At 61.3% G+C, this 14,338-nt stretch carries 14 protein-coding genes; 11 read left to right on the top strand and 3 right to left on the bottom strand.

Going from position 1 to position 14,338, the window contains the following annotated elements; genetic code table 11:
• The 3 genes from JWP26_RS19975 to JWP26_RS19965 all read right to left on the bottom strand — a co-directional run.
• On the bottom strand, nucleotides 1–192 hold a 192-nt coding region (locus tag JWP26_RS19975), incomplete at its 3' end, for a LysE family transporter (protein ID WP_299731994.1).
• A gap of 3 nt (nucleotides 193–195) precedes the next feature.
• Nucleotides 196–543 (bottom strand): hypothetical protein, encoded by a 348-nt coding sequence (locus JWP26_RS19970; protein ID WP_299731992.1) that lies wholly within the window; start codon nucleotides 541–543, stop codon nucleotides 196–198.
• A gap of 90 nt (nucleotides 544–633) precedes the next feature.
• Entirely contained in the window at nucleotides 634–1,098 is a 465-nt protein-coding gene (locus tag JWP26_RS19965) for an Lrp/AsnC family transcriptional regulator (protein ID WP_299731990.1), read from the bottom strand.
• A 125-nt stretch (nucleotides 1,099–1,223) separates the two neighbouring features.
• Here JWP26_RS19965 and JWP26_RS19960 point away from each other — a divergent pair, with 125 nt between their 5' ends.
• From JWP26_RS19960 to JWP26_RS19910, 11 genes are all read left to right on the top strand, one after another.
• Complete coding sequence (locus tag JWP26_RS19960; RefSeq protein WP_299731988.1) at nucleotides 1,224–2,447, top strand: argininosuccinate synthase; 1,224 nt, start codon at nucleotides 1,224–1,226, stop codon at nucleotides 2,445–2,447.
• Nucleotides 2,448–2,579: 132 nt separating this feature from the next.
• Entirely contained in the window at nucleotides 2,580–4,709 is a 2,130-nt protein-coding gene (locus JWP26_RS19955; RefSeq protein ID WP_299731986.1) for an EAL domain-containing protein, read from the top strand.
• A 248-nt stretch (nucleotides 4,710–4,957) separates the two neighbouring features.
• Nucleotides 4,958–5,614 (top strand): ferritin-like domain-containing protein, encoded by a 657-nt coding sequence (locus tag JWP26_RS19950; RefSeq protein WP_299731984.1) that lies wholly within the window; start codon nucleotides 4,958–4,960, stop codon nucleotides 5,612–5,614.
• An 11-nt stretch (nucleotides 5,615–5,625) separates the two neighbouring features.
• The gene (locus JWP26_RS19945; RefSeq protein WP_299731981.1) at nucleotides 5,626–6,282 is read left to right on the top strand and encodes a ferritin-like domain-containing protein; all 657 of its coding nucleotides are present in this window, start codon (nucleotides 5,626–5,628) and stop codon (nucleotides 6,280–6,282) included.
• 392 nt (nucleotides 6,283–6,674) lie between these two features.
• Entirely contained in the window at nucleotides 6,675–8,489 is a 1,815-nt protein-coding gene (gene typA, locus JWP26_RS19940; protein WP_299731979.1) for a translational GTPase TypA, read from the top strand.
• Between the two features lie 62 nt (nucleotides 8,490–8,551).
• A complete protein-coding gene (locus JWP26_RS19935) occupies nucleotides 8,552–8,878 on the top strand; it encodes a hypothetical protein (protein WP_299731976.1) in 327 nt (108 codons plus the stop codon).
• 82 nt (nucleotides 8,879–8,960) lie between these two features.
• Nucleotides 8,961–9,569: a DedA family protein gene (locus tag JWP26_RS19930; protein WP_299731973.1), complete on the top strand. Its 609-nt coding sequence runs from the start codon at nucleotides 8,961–8,963 to the stop codon at nucleotides 9,567–9,569.
• A gap of 90 nt (nucleotides 9,570–9,659) precedes the next feature.
• Nucleotides 9,660–10,085, top strand: a complete 426-nt coding sequence (locus JWP26_RS19925) for a hypothetical protein (protein ID WP_299731970.1) — start codon at nucleotides 9,660–9,662, stop codon at nucleotides 10,083–10,085.
• 309 nt (nucleotides 10,086–10,394) lie between these two features.
• On the top strand, nucleotides 10,395–10,691 hold the full coding sequence (locus tag JWP26_RS19920) for a YggT family protein (protein WP_299731968.1): 297 nt from the start codon (nucleotides 10,395–10,397) through the stop codon (nucleotides 10,689–10,691).
• Nucleotides 10,692–10,693: 2 nt separating this feature from the next.
• Nucleotides 10,694–11,008: a DUF167 family protein gene (locus tag JWP26_RS19915; RefSeq protein WP_299731965.1), complete on the top strand. Its 315-nt coding sequence runs from the start codon at nucleotides 10,694–10,696 to the stop codon at nucleotides 11,006–11,008.
• A gap of 166 nt (nucleotides 11,009–11,174) precedes the next feature.
• The gene (locus JWP26_RS19910; protein ID WP_299731962.1) at nucleotides 11,175–13,316 is read left to right on the top strand and encodes a sodium-translocating pyrophosphatase; all 2,142 of its coding nucleotides are present in this window, start codon (nucleotides 11,175–11,177) and stop codon (nucleotides 13,314–13,316) included.
• The last annotated feature ends 1,022 nt before the right edge of the window (nucleotides 13,317–14,338 follow it).

The following is a 14,338-nucleotide window of genomic DNA, read 5'->3' as shown; positions in this document are numbered from 1 at the left end:
CAACGCCACCAGCGTGGTGTGCACGACGATACCCATCATGGCGCCCGCTGCGGTGGCAAAGCCATGGGCGCGGCCATAGTTGATGGCGCGCGACATCTGTAGCGCCATGTCCGGTCCCGGTGTGATGGCCAGCACGAAGGCGGCGAGGGCGAAGGTTAGAATGACGGACAGATCGGGCACGAAAGCGGGCATGGTTCAGCCTTGTTGCTGGCGGCAGATCATGACGGGGCCGCGTTCGTCGACGAAAGTCAGTTTTGGCCCGGAGGCCGGCTTGGCGCCGAGCAGGCCGAAATCCTTGGCGAGGGGGCCAGACAGGACAACGAGCCCCGTGCCGCCATCTTGCAGGGACAGGTCGCCCTCGCCGCTGACCTGCATCTGGGAGGTCAGGCTGTAATGCGTGCCGGTCAGCGTGATCCAGGCCAGCACTTCAAAGCCGGTCGGGTCCTGGCACTCGTAGTTCACCGCGACCGGCGCCTGTGCAAAGGTCGGCGCTGCCAGGAAGGCAAGCGCTAGAATTGATAGTGTGCGGAGGAGTGCGGACATGTCGGCTCAGGTTCAATAGGATCAGCCAGCATTAACGCGGACGCTGGCGCTAGGCGAGTGTTTCCATAAAGCGCGCAGCTGCACGTGACTTTACAACGGCAGCTCGTAGCTGCGCTTGATTGTCTCCATCGGCACGTCGGTCTTGACGCTTTGCACGCTGGGGATGCGCATCAGGTAGTCGGACTGGAAGCGCCAATAGGCGTGCAGGTCGGCGGTGACGATACGCATAATGGCGTCGCATTCCCCGGTTGTCAGGTAGCATTCGACCACTTCGGGAAATTTGCGCACCGTCTCGGCGAACTGGTGGGTAATCTCGGCGTCCTGGGTCTTGAACCAGACGCGGGCGAACACCGTCAGCGTCAGGCCCACCTTGGCGCCGTCCAGCACCGCGACATAGCGGTCGATGATGCCGGATTCCTCCATCAGTCGCACGCGCCGCAGGCATGGCGAGGGCGATAGACCCACCTCGTTGGCCAGTTCGACATTGGACATGCGGCCATCGCGCTGCAGTGCTCGCAGGATGCGCTTATCGATGGCGTCGAGCGTTGTTGGCATATTGTGCTTCCAGGCGTCGAGAGGTCGGCGTTTTCTGCTACACCATCGGCCATGCGTGACGTTTTCGCAAGATTGTTGCGCTCGATCTGCTTTATAGTTCCACGCAATCATACAGGGGACGGACTATGGCGAAAGACATCAAGAAAGTCGTGCTGGCCTATTCGGGCGGGCTCGATACCTCGATCATCCTCAAATGGCTGCAGGAGACCTACAATTGCGAGGTCATCACCTTCACCGCCGATCTGGGGCAGGGCGAGGAACTCGAGCCGGCGCGCAAGAAGGCCGAAATGATGGGGATCAAGGAAATCCACATCGAGGACCTGCGCGAGGAATTTGTGCGCGATTTCGTGTTCCCGATGTTCCGCGCCAATGCGGTTTATGAGGGTGTCTACCTGCTCGGCACCTCGATCGCGCGACCGCTGATCGCCAAGCGGCTGGTCGAGATCGCCCAGGAAAGCGGCGCCGATGCGATTTCCCATGGCGCCACCGGCAAGGGCAACGACCAGGTACGGTTCGAACTCACCGCCAATGCGCTCGATCCCTCGATCAAGGTGATCGCGCCGTGGCGCGAATGGGACCTGCGCAGCCGCACCCAACTGCTGGCCTATGCGGAACGCAACCAGATCCCGATTGCCAAGGACAAGCGCGGCGAGGCCCCGTTCTCGGTGGACGCCAACCTGCTGCATACCTCCTCCGAGGGCATGGTGCTGGAAGACCCGGCCGTGCCGGCGCCCGACTATGTGGCGCAGCGCACCGTCAATCCGGAAGACGCGCCCAACGAGCCCGAAATCATCACCGTGGGCTTTGAAAAGGGCGATCCGGTTTCGGTCAATGGCGTCAAGCTGAGCCCAGCGAACCTGCTCACCAAGCTCAACGAGCTGGGTGGCAAGCATGGTGTCGGCCGCCTCGATCTGGTGGAAAACCGCTTCGTCGGCATGAAGAGCCGCGGGCTCTACGAAACCCCCGGCGGCACCATCATGCTGGTGGCCCATCGCGGCATTGAATCGATCACGCTCGATCGTGGTGAGGCTCATCTCAAGGATGAGCTGATGCCCAAATATGCCGAGCTGATCTACAACGGCTTCTGGTTCGCGCCCGAGCGCGAAATGCTGCAGGCGCTGATCGACAAGAGCCAGGAGTTCGTCACCGGCGAAGTCACCGTCAAGCTCTACAAGGGCCAAGCCAGCGTCATCGCCCGCACCTCGCCGTTCTCGCTCTATTCGATGGATCTCGTGACCTTTGAAGAAGGCGCCGTGGCCTATGACCACAAGGATGCCGAGGGCTTCATCAAGCTCAACGGCCTGCGCCTCAAGACTTATGCCGCCCGCAACAAGAAGGCCGGCCGCTAGCCAAGTCATGCCGGATGGTAAAGTCCTTACCGTCCGGCCCCCTCGCAATCGTTTTAAGCCCGCATTAAGCGCCGCCCTCTAGCTTGTCATCACAGCGTCGTGCAGAATGCATTAGGGCGGGAGATTGATCGGGTGCGGGCAGAAGACGCTGGCAATCTGAGCGAAATGGCTGAGGCCTTGCTACTCGATGCAGCGCTCGAGAGCATTCCCTATGGCTTTTGCGTCTGGTCGCCACAGTTTCGCCTGGTGATGTGGAACAAGAATTACCGCGATATCTACGGCTTTTCCAGCACTGCACTGCAGCGCGGCATGACGCTTGAGGACGTGGTCAATCTATCCTCCACGCTCGGCAATCATCCCGACCAGACCCCCCAGGAATTCTACGAGGCCTATACGGACGCGCTGCTGAACAATCGTCATGGCGCCCGGGCCAAGACGCAGGAAGTGGTGCATGGCGCCCGCGTCATCGAGACGGCCCATGTTTATTCGCCAGCCATGGGCTGGGTGGTCACCCATGAAGATGTGACCGACGAAATGGCCCGCACCGAACTGGTGCAGAAGCGCAAGCTGGAGCTGGAACGCCAGAACATCCGGCTGGACGCCGCGGTCAACAATATCTCCCAGGGTCTTTGCATGTTCGACCCGCGCGGGCGGCTCGTCATCTGCAACCAGCCCTATGTCAAAATCTACAATCTGCCCGAGCGGCTAATCAAGCCGGGCGTCCAGCTTGAAGACATTCTGGGCCATCTGTTCGATGTGGGCATGAGCGCCGGCGGCACCCGCGAGGAATATGTGCTGTGGCGGCGCGACGTCATCGCGCGCCGCGAATACGGCAAGAACATTCACGAACTGAATGGCCGCACCATCATGATGCAGCACCATCCGATGAAGGATGGCGGCTGGGTGTCGACGCACGAGGATATTACCGAGCAGCGCCAGAACGAGGCGCGCATTCGCCACCTGGCGCGCCATGACGCGCTGACCGACCTGCCCAACCGCATCGAGTTCCTCGAGCAGATGGCCAAGGCCGAGGCCGGGCTGGCGCGCGGCGAAATGGCGGCGGTGCTTTATATTGATCTGGATCACTTCAAGGCCGTCAACGATACGCTGGGCCATGCGGTGGGTGACGAGGTCATCAAGCAGGCCTCGGCGCGGCTCTGGGGCACGACGCGCGAAACCGACATTCTGGCACGGCTGGGCGGAGACGAATTCGCGCTGCTGATGCGCCCGGTCGAGGACGTTGCGGACGCGGCCCGCGTGGCCGACCGCATCATCAAGTCCATCGCCGCGCCGTTCATGATCGGCGGTCAGCAGATCGAAATCGGCGCCAGCGTGGGCATTGCGGTCGGCCCCGGCGATGGCGAAAAGACCGATACCCTGGTCAAAAACGCCGATCTGGCGCTCTACAAGGCCAAGAGCGAAGGCCGCTCGACCTATCATTTCTTCGAAAGCGGCATGGATGCTGTGCTGCAACAGCGTCGCTCCATCGAGGCTGGCCTCCGCATGGCGCTCCAGCGTCAGGAATTGCGGCTGGTGTTCCAGCCTTTGCTGGGCCTCAGCGAAAATCGCGTTACCTGCGTCGAGGCGCTGCTGCGCTGGGACCATGAGGAGCGCGCCATCTCGCCGGTCGAGTTCATTCCGATTGCCGAGGAAACCGGGCTGATCGTGCCGATCGGCGAATGGGTTTTGCGTCAGGCGTGCCTCACCGCCGCCAGCTGGCCGGGCGAAATCCGCGTCGCCGTCAACCTGTCGCCGGTGCAGTTCAAGAACCGTGATCTCGTCGGGCTGGTGAAGTCGGCGCTGGCTGATGCCAAGCTGCCGGCCACAAGGCTGGAACTGGAAATCACCGAATCCCTGCTGCTCGCCGAAAGCGAGAGCGTGCTGAAAGCCCTGCACGACCTGCGCGCCATGGGTGTGCGCATCTGCATGGACGATTTCGGCACCGGCTATTCGTCGCTGAGTTATCTGCGCAGCTTCCCCTTCGACAAGATCAAGATCGACCGCTCGTTCATGCGCGATCTCACCAGCCGCGGCGATAGCCTCGCCATCATCAAGGCGGTGATCGGGCTGGGCCAGAGCCTGGGCATGTCGACCACTGCCGAGGGTGTCGAGACCGAAGACCAGCTCGAAATGGTGCGCAGCCAGGGGTGTGATGAGGTTCAGGGCTTCCTGTTCTCGCCACCGCTGCCACCTGCGGCCCTTGCTAATCTGCTGCATAGTGAAGTGGCCACGCGCCAGACCCAGCGCAAAAAAGCCTCGTAAGGCCTTCCGCCACGCTCAATCTATAGTGATGGAACCGTCAGGGTTCCAAAGTGTTCACGACCCCGCACGAACGCGGGGTTACGAACGCAACATTTCGTCGTTCGTTCCGTCGATTAGGGGCTTATCGGCAAAACATACCCAACACTACTGATGGATACATTGTGAAACTTCTCTCGTTGCGGGCCGTAACTGAACACAGGCGTCAGTAAGCCAAGCGCAGGTGCATTCCTGCAATATGGAGATTTCACATGGATATGCAGACCAAGGCGTCACGGCGCCATATTCTCAAGTGGTCCGGCGTTGGTGCCGGTATCATGGTTGCGGGCTCGCTGCTGCCGAACTTCGGCATTTCCACCGCGCTGGGCGCCGAACTCGGCGACGGCGATGTGGGTGTGCTGAACTATGCCTATGCGCTGGAGCAGCTCGAAGCCGCCTTCTACATTCAGGTGCTCGAGACCCCGTTCTCCAGTATGCAGCCCAATGACCACGTCATTCTGAGCTCGATCCGCGATCATGAAATCGCCCATCGCGATTTCCTCAAGAAGGCGCTTGGCCGTCATGCCATCGGCGGGCTGGAAGTCGATTTCTCTGCCGTCGATTTCGGCAGCCGCGCCAGCGTGCTGGGCACGGCTGAAGTGTTCGAGAATCTCGGCGTTGCCGCCTATAACGGCGCCGGCCAGTTGATCAAGAACGTCGACTATCTCGCCGCCGCCGGCTCGATCGTGTCGATCGAAGCGCGCCATGCCGCCGCCATTTCCGATCTGCTGCGCCCCTACAGCGCCCAGTCCGTGGGCCGCGGCCATGTCGATGCCAAGGGCCTCGATGGCGCGCTGCTGCCGAGCCAGGTGCTGCCCAAGGCGGCCCCGTTCATCAAGACCCCCGTCACCGCCGCTTCCCTCGCTTAAGGATCAGCAAAATGACCGAACAGAATTCAATCCTGAGCGAGATCGAACCCGAACTCGCCGATACCATTCTCTCCAGCCGTCGTGATGTGTTCGCCAAGTATGCCCGCCGCGCCGGCTTCCTTGCCAGCGCTCCGCTGGTGATCGCGCTCGCGTCCAACGAGGCTTTCGGGCAGGCTTTGCCCAAGAAGGTCGAGGACGTGCTCAATTTCGCCCTGACCCTCGAATATCTGGAAGCCGCCTTCTACGACGCCGGCAACAAGGCCTCGGGCCTGATCCCCGGCAAGTACAAGACGGTGTTCCGCACCATCGGCCAGCATGAGACCGCCCACGTCAAGCTGCTGCAGGGCGCGCTCGGCGCAGCTGCCGTCAAGGCACCGGCCGTCGATTTCACCGCTGGCGGCAAATATGCCGACGTGTTCTCCAACTTCGACACCTTCCTCACCCTGAGCCAGACTTTCGAGGATCTCGGCGTCGCCGCCTATAAGGGCCAAGCCGGCAATCTTGCCGGCACGCCCGTGCTCACCACGGCGCTGCAAATCCACTCCGTGGAAGCTCGCCATGCTTCCGAAGTGCGTCGCATCGGGCTGAAGCTCGGCTGGGATGGCGCCTTCGACAAGCCGCTGAGCAAGTCTGCCGTGCTTGCCGCCGCCACGCCGTTCCTGGCTTAATTCCGCAGGCCGAACGGCCAGCCGCGCCCCCGCCGGGGCGCGGCGCTTTTGTTTTATGGCTGGGCTCTCTCGGTTCTATCGTCCACTCCTCCTTGAGGGGAGGGCCAGGGTGGGGGAGGCTTCAACGCGAGTGGCGCCACGCCAAGCCAATCCGATTTGCGGAACTTCCCCCCCCGACCCCTCCCCTCAACGGGGAGGGGAGAAGTCCGCAACCCACCTCTGCGCGTGCTGCGCTTGTGGAAAACCCTGTTCTCATGTAAGGCACCGCCAACTGTGCCAGTCCCGTATTCCTGCGAGGGTGGCGCGATGTTATTCCTGCATGGTTCAGCCGTTTGCTGCCGCCCCTTTCGCGGCACAAGGTTTTGGGATCATGCCAAAGAGGCCTGATCACTATGTCTTTGCGCAATATCGCCATTATCGCCCACGTTGACCACGGCAAGACCACGCTGATCGACGTCTTGCTCAAGCAGTCCGGCTCGTTCCGCGAAAACGAGCGCGTTGAAGAACGCGCCATGGATTCCAACGATATCGAGCGCGAGCGCGGCATCACCATCCTCGCCAAGGTGACCTCCTTGCTCTGGAAAGATACCCGCATCAATATCGTGGACACCCCCGGCCACGCCGACTTCGGCGGCGAGGTTGAGCGCATCCTGTCCATGGTCGATGGCGTGGTGATCCTGGTCGACGCGGCCGAAGGCCCGATGCCCCAGACCAAGTTCGTGCTCGGCAAGGCGCTGGCCCAGGGCCTGCGCCCGATCGTGGCGATCAACAAGATCGACAAGTCCGACGAGCGCCACCTCGAAGTTCTCGAAGAAATCTTCGATCTGTTCATCGCGCTCGACGCGACCCCCGAGCAGCTCGATTTCCCGGTGCTGTACGGTTCGGCCAAGCAGGGCTGGATGAGCGAACAGCCTGAAGGCCCCAAGGACAACCTTGGCCCGCTGCTCGACAAGGTCATCGAATACGTCAAGGAACCCAAGGTCGAGCCCGGCCCATTCCGCATGCTGGTCACCACCATCGAGCGCAACCCGTTCCTCGGCCGTATCCTGACCGGCCGTATCTTCTCGGGTTCGGTCAAGCCGGGCGATCCGATCCACACGCTGTCGCGTGAAGGCAAGATCATCGAAAAGGGCCGCGTCTCCAAGGTTCTGGCCTTCCGTGGCCTCGAGCGCACCCCGGTCGATATCGGCGAAGCCGGCGACATTGTCGCCATCGCGGGTCTCGAGACCACCACCGTGGCCGACACCATCTCGGTGCCGCAGAACATGACGCCGATCCCCTCCAAGCCGATCGATCCCCCGACCCTGTCGGTGACCTTCCGCATCAATGACGGCCCACTGGCCGGCCGTGAAGGCGACAAGGTGCAGTCCCGCGTCATCCGCGAGCGCCTGATGCGCGAAGCCGAAGGCAATGTCGCCATCAAGGTGACCCCGGGCGACGACAACGACTCGTTCGACGTGGCTGGCCGTGGCGAATTGCAACTGGCCGTGCTGATCGAAAACATGCGCCGCGAAGGGTTCGAACTGACCATCGGCCGCCCCAAAGTGCTGATGCGCGAAGTCGACGGCGTCAAGATGGAGCCGATCGAGGAAGTCATCATCGACGTCGATGACGAATATACCGGCACCGTCGTGCAGAAGATGACCGAGCGCAAAGGCGATCTGGTCGAAATGCGCGCCTCCGGCATCGGCCGCACTCGCATTCGCCTCCATGTGCCGACCCGTTCGCTGATCGGCTACCAGCCCGAGCTGCTGTCCGATACCCGCGGCACCGCCATCTTCAACCGCCTGTTCCATGAATTCGCTCCGTTCAAGGGCGAACTGCCAGGCCGTCGCACCGGCGTGCTGATCTCCAATGGCACCGGCCAGTCCGTGGCCTTCGCGCTGTGGAACCTGGAAGATCGTGGCCCGATCATGATCGACTCCGGCGTCGATATCTATGAAGGCATGATCATCGGCGAGCATTCCCGTGAGAACGATCTCGAAGTCAACGCGCTCAAGGGCAAGCAACTGACCAACATCCGCACCACGTCCAAGGACGAAGCGGTGCGCCTGACCACGCCCAAGAAGCTGACCCTCGAGCAGTCGCTCGGCTACATCGCCGAAGACGAATATGTCGAGGTCACTCCTAAGTCGATCCGCCTGCGCAAGATCTGGCTCGACCCCAATGATCGCAAGCGCGCCATGCGCGGCACCAAGGCCAGCTGATCGCGCCTGTCGCCCATATAAGTCCACTGATAAGGTCCCCGAATTCATTCGGGGATCTTTTTATGGGCAAGACACTTTTGGCCTTGGCGGCGGTAATATTTTCGCTGTCGCCACCGGCCGCTTATGCGGATGCGCGGCTGCGCACCACCACCTGTCCAGTCGAGGGGGTGGCGGCAAGTTTCAAGGTTCTGGGCGCGCGGACCGAATATGAGGGCGTGGCCGCGGAATATCACTGGCTCTATGCCAACCTGCCGGAGTGGGAGCGGACAGACCAAGCCCTTATTCACGTCGGCCGGCGCGACTATGACCTGCTCTACATCAAGCACGGTCGCCAACGCGCTACCATCTGTTTTGACATCACCGATTTTTACGGCAAACCGGCTCGTTGAGCGTTTTGTTGCCGCCTGGCTGTCATAAACCCACGGGCATATGTTTCGGACCGCCGTCGGCCGCAGTGAGTAGGATTGTATCATGAGTGAATGGATCATCGGTTTCGTGACCCAGTGGGGCTATTTGGGGATTTTCCTCATGATGGTGGCCGAAAATATCTTCCCGCCCATCCCGTCCGAATTGATCATGCCCTTTGCGGGCTTTGCGGCCGCCAATGGCAGCCTCAATGTGTTCGGCGTGCTGATTGCGGGTGTCCTCGGTTCCCTCGTGGGCACGCTGGCTTGGTATGTCGCGGCGCGCCTGCTCGGCATCAAGCGCTTCCGGCTGCTGTGTAACCGCTTCGGCCGCTTCGCCACCATTTCCGAAGACGATATCGACAAGGCGGTGCACTGGTTCGGCCGCTACGGCCAGTGGGCGGTCCTGTTCGGCCGCCTGGTCCCCGCCATCCGCACGCTGATCTCGGTGCCCGCCGGGCTCGCGGCCATGCCAGTCTGGAAGTTCCTCATCGTCTCGGCCGTCGGCACCACGATCTGGACCGCCATCCTCACCGCCGCCGGCTACCTGCTGCATGAGCAATACGATCTGGTCGAAGGCTGGGTCGACCCCGTCTCCACCGCCGTCGTCGCGGTCGCCGTCGTGATCTACATCTGGCGCTTCGTCACCTGGAAGCCGATCAAGGATATCGGCTAACCGCTTGAAGTCTTGCTGACTTGGTATCCCCGCTGTAGCTTCGCCGAACAGCCAAGGGCGGGCGTTGCAATGCGGTGGATCACTATCGGAGTGCTGCTGACCCTCGTGGTGTCGTCAAGTTCCGCCTACGCTCAAGACCGTTCTCCACCGGCCGATGCCAGTGGCAAGGGACCTGTGCTGTGCGTGTGGGGCATCTACCAGCTGATTGATCAACACACCAGAAAGTGCGGGTGGGTGCACAATGCGGTGGATAGCGCCGTTGAGGCGGGTATTGCCAAGATGGACGCCTTCATTATTGAGAACTCATCCACGCCTGTTAGCCAGCAGACGCTTGACGAGAAAAAGCTCACGTTTGCCTCGCAGGTGCCAGACAATGCCTGTGCGTTCAAACCGGGCGACGGATCTTTTACTTCTATGATCTGGGGAATGCGACAGGGCGACCCTGCTACCGTCACGTCGGATATTGCGGAACTTCTCTCAGTGCCGCGCGAGCCGCTGATGAACCCCTGCCTTTGAGGGCCGCTCGCAGAATGCAACCCCATTTGCATTCTGCAACCCTCACTCCGCGCAATTCGCGAAACTTTACAATACCTTAACCTCACAAACCCAATGCCGGCAGGGCTCTGCGGCTTGGCACGGTTCGTGCAATTGGGGTTCTGTCCGGATTTTGTATCTTGTACCGGATGTCAGTCATTCGAGCCCTGCCCCGTGTTGCCCGGTGCGGGGCTCTTGTGCTTGAGAGTGTTGCACTTGTGGGCCGGGCCAAGCCGCCTTACATACGGGCCTGAAATGCTGCCGTGACTGTTCACGACACAGGGGACCTTAATGATCGCATTGCTGCAGACCCTTTCCATGGTGCTGACCCTGGTCTGGTGGGTATTCCTCATCATGATCATCATGAGCTGGCTCATCAGCTTCAACGTGATCAATACCCGCAACGCCTTCGTGGCTGGGCTGTGGCAGGTGGTCAATGCGATCACCGAGCCGATCCTGCGCCCGATCCGCCGCCTGATCCCGCCGGTGAACGGGTTCGACCTCAGCCCCATCATCGTCTTCGTCATCATCTTCTTCCTGCAGTCGTTCATCGCCAACGACCTGCCGCGCCTCTTGCGCCTCTACTAGGTGTGACGGCAGTTCTGCCTTATCGGCTCAGCCCCACCGGGCTGAGCCTTTTCGTTCGTGTCACCCCCAATGCGGGCCGCGACGCCATCGAGGGCACTGAACTGCGTGATGATGGCAGCGCCGTGCTGCGGCTGCGCGTCAAGGCGGTGCCTGACAAGGGCCGTGCCAATGCCGCGGTGATTGCGCTCTTGGCCAAAGCGCTCGGCGTGCCCAAATCGGCCATCACGCTGAGCAGCGGCGAGGCGGCGCGGGTAAAGACGCTGAGCGTGGCCGGCGACGGGGCCGCGCTGGTGGCGGCGGTCGAGAGTCTGCGCTGACCCACCGTACCACGCCCCGCGACAAAACATCGCGTTTCCCATTGCTTAACCGAAAACAATCCGACAATCTCGGCTCACGAGAAGGCCCGCGGAGGGCTGGGACGACCGATCGCAGAATCGGCGCCCGGCAGGGGACTTCGGAGGACCCTAGTTTGAGGACAAGTCTATGACTTTGGCATTGTGGCTGATCGTCGTGTGTGGCGGTCTGTCGATTATTTATGGCGTCGTCACGACGCGAACCCTGCTGGCGGCCGATGCGGGCTCGGCGCGGATGCAGGAAATTTCAGCCGCCGTGCGCGAAGGCGCCTCGGCCTATCTCAAGCGGCAATATACCACCATCGCCATTGTGGGCGTGGTCATCCTGATCGCCGCGTTTTTCCTTCTGGGCATCTATGCCGCCATCGGCTTCCTGATCGGCTCGGTGCTGAGTGGCGCCGCCGGCTTCATCGGCATGAACGTTTCCGTGCGGGCAAACGTGCGGGTGGCGCAGGCAGCGACCACGTCGCTGGCCAAGGGGCTCGATCTGGCATTCAAGTCCGGCGCCGTTACCGGCATGCTGGTCGCGGGCCTGGGCCTGCTGGGCGTCACGCTCTATTTCCTCATCCTGACCGGCATGGGCTTTGAGCCCACCAGCCGCACCGTGATCGACAGCCTCGTGGCCCTGAGCTTCGGCGCTTCCTTGATCTCGATCTTCGCCCGTCTCGGAGGCGGCATCTTTACCAAGGGCGCCGACGTGGGCGGCGACATGGTGGGCAAGGTCGAAGCCGGTATTCCCGAAGACGATCCGCGCAACCCGGCCACCATTGCGGACAATGTGGGTGACAATGTCGGCGATTGCGCCGGCATGGCCGCCGATCTGTTCGAAACCTATGTGGTGACCATCGTCGCCACCATGGTGCTGGCCGCAATCGTGCTGCCCGACGCCTATAAACTGGCCGGCATGGTGCTACCTTTGGCCATCGGCGGCGCCTGCGTCGTCACCTCGATCATCGGCACTTATTTCGTCAAGTTGGGCGCCTCCAACAATATCATGGGCGCGCTCTACAAGGGCATCATCGCCAGCGGCGTGCTGTCGCTGATCGTGCTGCTGCCGGTGCTCTACTTCGTCTTCGGCGATCTCAATGCCGCCCTCGGCACTGCCGAAAAGGCTTTCACGCCGTGGAGCCTGTTCTGGTGCGGCGCGACGGGTCTGGTCATTACCGGGCTGATCATCGTCATCACCGAATACTATACCGGCACCGGCCGCCGTCCGGTCAATTCCATCGCCGAGGCTTCGGTTACGGGCCATGGCACCAACGTGATCCAGGGCCTCGCGGTCTCGCTGGAATCCACCGCCCTGCCGGCCCTGGTCATTATCGCCGGCATCATCGTCACCTATAATCTGGCGGGCCTGTTCGGCATCGCTTTCGCTGCCGCCACCATGCTGGCCCTTGCCGGCATCGTGGTGGCGCTCGACGCCTTCGGCCCGGTCACTGACAATGCCGGTGGCATCGCCGAAATGGCCGGCCTCGACAAGGAAGTGCGCCACAATACCGACGCGCTCGACGCCGTGGGCAACACCACCAAGGCCGTCACCAAGGGCTATGCCATCGGCTCGGCCGGCCTGGGCGCCCTGGTGCTGTTCGCCGCCTATACGCAGGATCTGCAATACTTCGTCGCCAATGCGGTCGAGGGCAGCTTCTTCTACGGCATGGCGGCGGTGAATTTCTCGCTCGCCAATCCCTATGTTGTGGTCGGCCTGCTCTTCGGTGGCCTCCTGCCCTTCCTCTTCGGCGGCATGGCGATGACGGCGGTGGGCCGCGCGGCCATGTCCGTCGTGGTCGAGGTGCGCCGCCAGTTCAAGGCCGATCCGGGCATCATGGCTGGCACGTCCAAGCCCGATTATGCCCGGGCCGTGGACATGCTGACCAAGGCGGCGATCAAGGAAATGATCGTGCCGTCGCTGCTGCCGGTGCTGTCGCCGATCGTGGTGTTCTTCCTGATCTTCTGGATCGCCGGTCGCGCCGAAGGCTTTGCGGCTCTCGGCGCCATGCTGATGGGCGTCATCGTCACCGGCCTCTTCGTCGCCATCTCCATGACCGCCGGCGGCGGCGCCTGGGATAACGCGAAAAAGAGCTTCGAAGACGGTTTCACCGACTCCCACGGCGTCGTCCACCATAAGGGCGGCGACGCGCATAAGGCATCGGTGACCGGCGACACCGTCGGTGACCCCTACAAGGACACGGCTGGTCCTGCGGTCAATCCGATGATCAAGATCACGAACATCGTGGCGCTGCTGCTGTTGGCCGTGCTGGCGCATCTGGGCTGACCAGGCGTTGTCTGGACTGGAATGAAGAAGGCCCGGGCGGAAGCTCGGGCCTTTTGCACTGCCTAGTTTTTTGTCGACAAGAGTGAACATTAAGAGAACGTGTTGGGAAAATGGTATTGACACTCCAAACGCGCCCTTAGAGCCCTGTAGGAGAGCCGCAGGGCGACGTTGCGCCTGCATTGGAGTTTGCCCCTTGCATTCCCTAAATCGCCGCCAACAACGCTCTTAGGCGCATTTGCGGAGCTTCTGGTTCGGCGGCGGTTGTAAATGATCGGGTTTTAGGTTAAGTGACTCTTGGGCCGACCAATAGGTGCCACTCGTTCGACGCTTCCGCCATCCCTTGGGAGGGATGTAAGCTTCGGCGGATGACCTGCCGAAGGGGTGGCAGGCCCTATCTGCCTTCTGGAAACAGAAGGAGACGAACATGCGTAAAGCGTGTCCGTTACATCGTCCGGTGTCGGTAATTTATTACTGGCGCCACCGGCTTGGACAGTGGGAATTCGTTATTTCCCACTGCCGTAAGTGGCCTCTCGCGAAGGTCGCCTACAAATAAGCCTTGTGACAGAACTGGAGCCTCACTCTCGCGAGTGGGGCTCTTTTTTCACCACATTTTCTGTGGTGATTATTAGTTTCTACATTCTCGAAGCACTTATGACAAGACTCTTCCAACATTATTGAGGTAACGCGAGTCCTTTAACGCTCGACTTTACTCGTTTAAATCGTTCTGAATCAATGACTTAAGAAATGCCGACTAATTTCGGGCGCTCTCTAGGGGAAATGGCGTTCGGAGTCAAGGATCGGTGGTGTGGAAAACGGGGAAGATGATGCCCTTGACGCACTCGTAGTTTCCATCAAACTGCTGTCTGCGCAGAGCGGATGGCAATTGACTCTGGATACTGAGCCATAAATGCGCGGTGAGGGTAGGGGCACCGAGTAGCCACAGCCACCGGACCCACCCTCCCCCTTGCGGGGAGGGAAGCGAGATAGGACTTAGCCCTTCGCTAAGTCCGTAATCGAGCAGG

The sequence above is a fragment of the Devosia sp. genome (assembly GCF_028290435.1).
GTDB lineage: Bacteria > Pseudomonadota > Alphaproteobacteria > Rhizobiales > Devosiaceae > Devosia.
The sequence above is the reverse complement of the archived record's forward strand: the minus strand, read 5'-3'. Positions and strand labels throughout refer to the sequence as shown.

What these genes read in the sequence shown, in the direction of transcription:
- JWP26_RS19970 (WP_299731992.1), bottom strand. Translation starts at nt 543, where the DNA reads ATGTCCGCACTCCTCCGCACACTATCAATTCTAGCGCTTGCCTTCCTG.
- JWP26_RS19965 (WP_299731990.1), bottom strand. Translation starts at nt 1,098, where the DNA reads ATGCCAACAACGCTCGACGCCATCGATAAGCGCATCCTGCGAGCACTG.
- JWP26_RS19960 (WP_299731988.1), top strand. Translation starts at nt 1,224, where the DNA reads ATGGCGAAAGACATCAAGAAAGTCGTGCTGGCCTATTCGGGCGGGCTC.
- JWP26_RS19950 (WP_299731984.1), top strand. Translation starts at nt 4,958, where the DNA reads ATGGATATGCAGACCAAGGCGTCACGGCGCCATATTCTCAAGTGGTCC.
- JWP26_RS19945 (WP_299731981.1), top strand. Translation starts at nt 5,626, where the DNA reads ATGACCGAACAGAATTCAATCCTGAGCGAGATCGAACCCGAACTCGCC.
- typA (WP_299731979.1), top strand. Translation starts at nt 6,675, where the DNA reads ATGTCTTTGCGCAATATCGCCATTATCGCCCACGTTGACCACGGCAAG.
- JWP26_RS19935 (WP_299731976.1), top strand. Translation starts at nt 8,552, where the DNA reads ATGGGCAAGACACTTTTGGCCTTGGCGGCGGTAATATTTTCGCTGTCG.
- JWP26_RS19930 (WP_299731973.1), top strand. Translation starts at nt 8,961, where the DNA reads ATGAGTGAATGGATCATCGGTTTCGTGACCCAGTGGGGCTATTTGGGG.
- JWP26_RS19920 (WP_299731968.1), top strand. Translation starts at nt 10,395, where the DNA reads ATGATCGCATTGCTGCAGACCCTTTCCATGGTGCTGACCCTGGTCTGG.
- JWP26_RS19910 (WP_299731962.1), top strand. Translation starts at nt 11,175, where the DNA reads ATGACTTTGGCATTGTGGCTGATCGTCGTGTGTGGCGGTCTGTCGATT.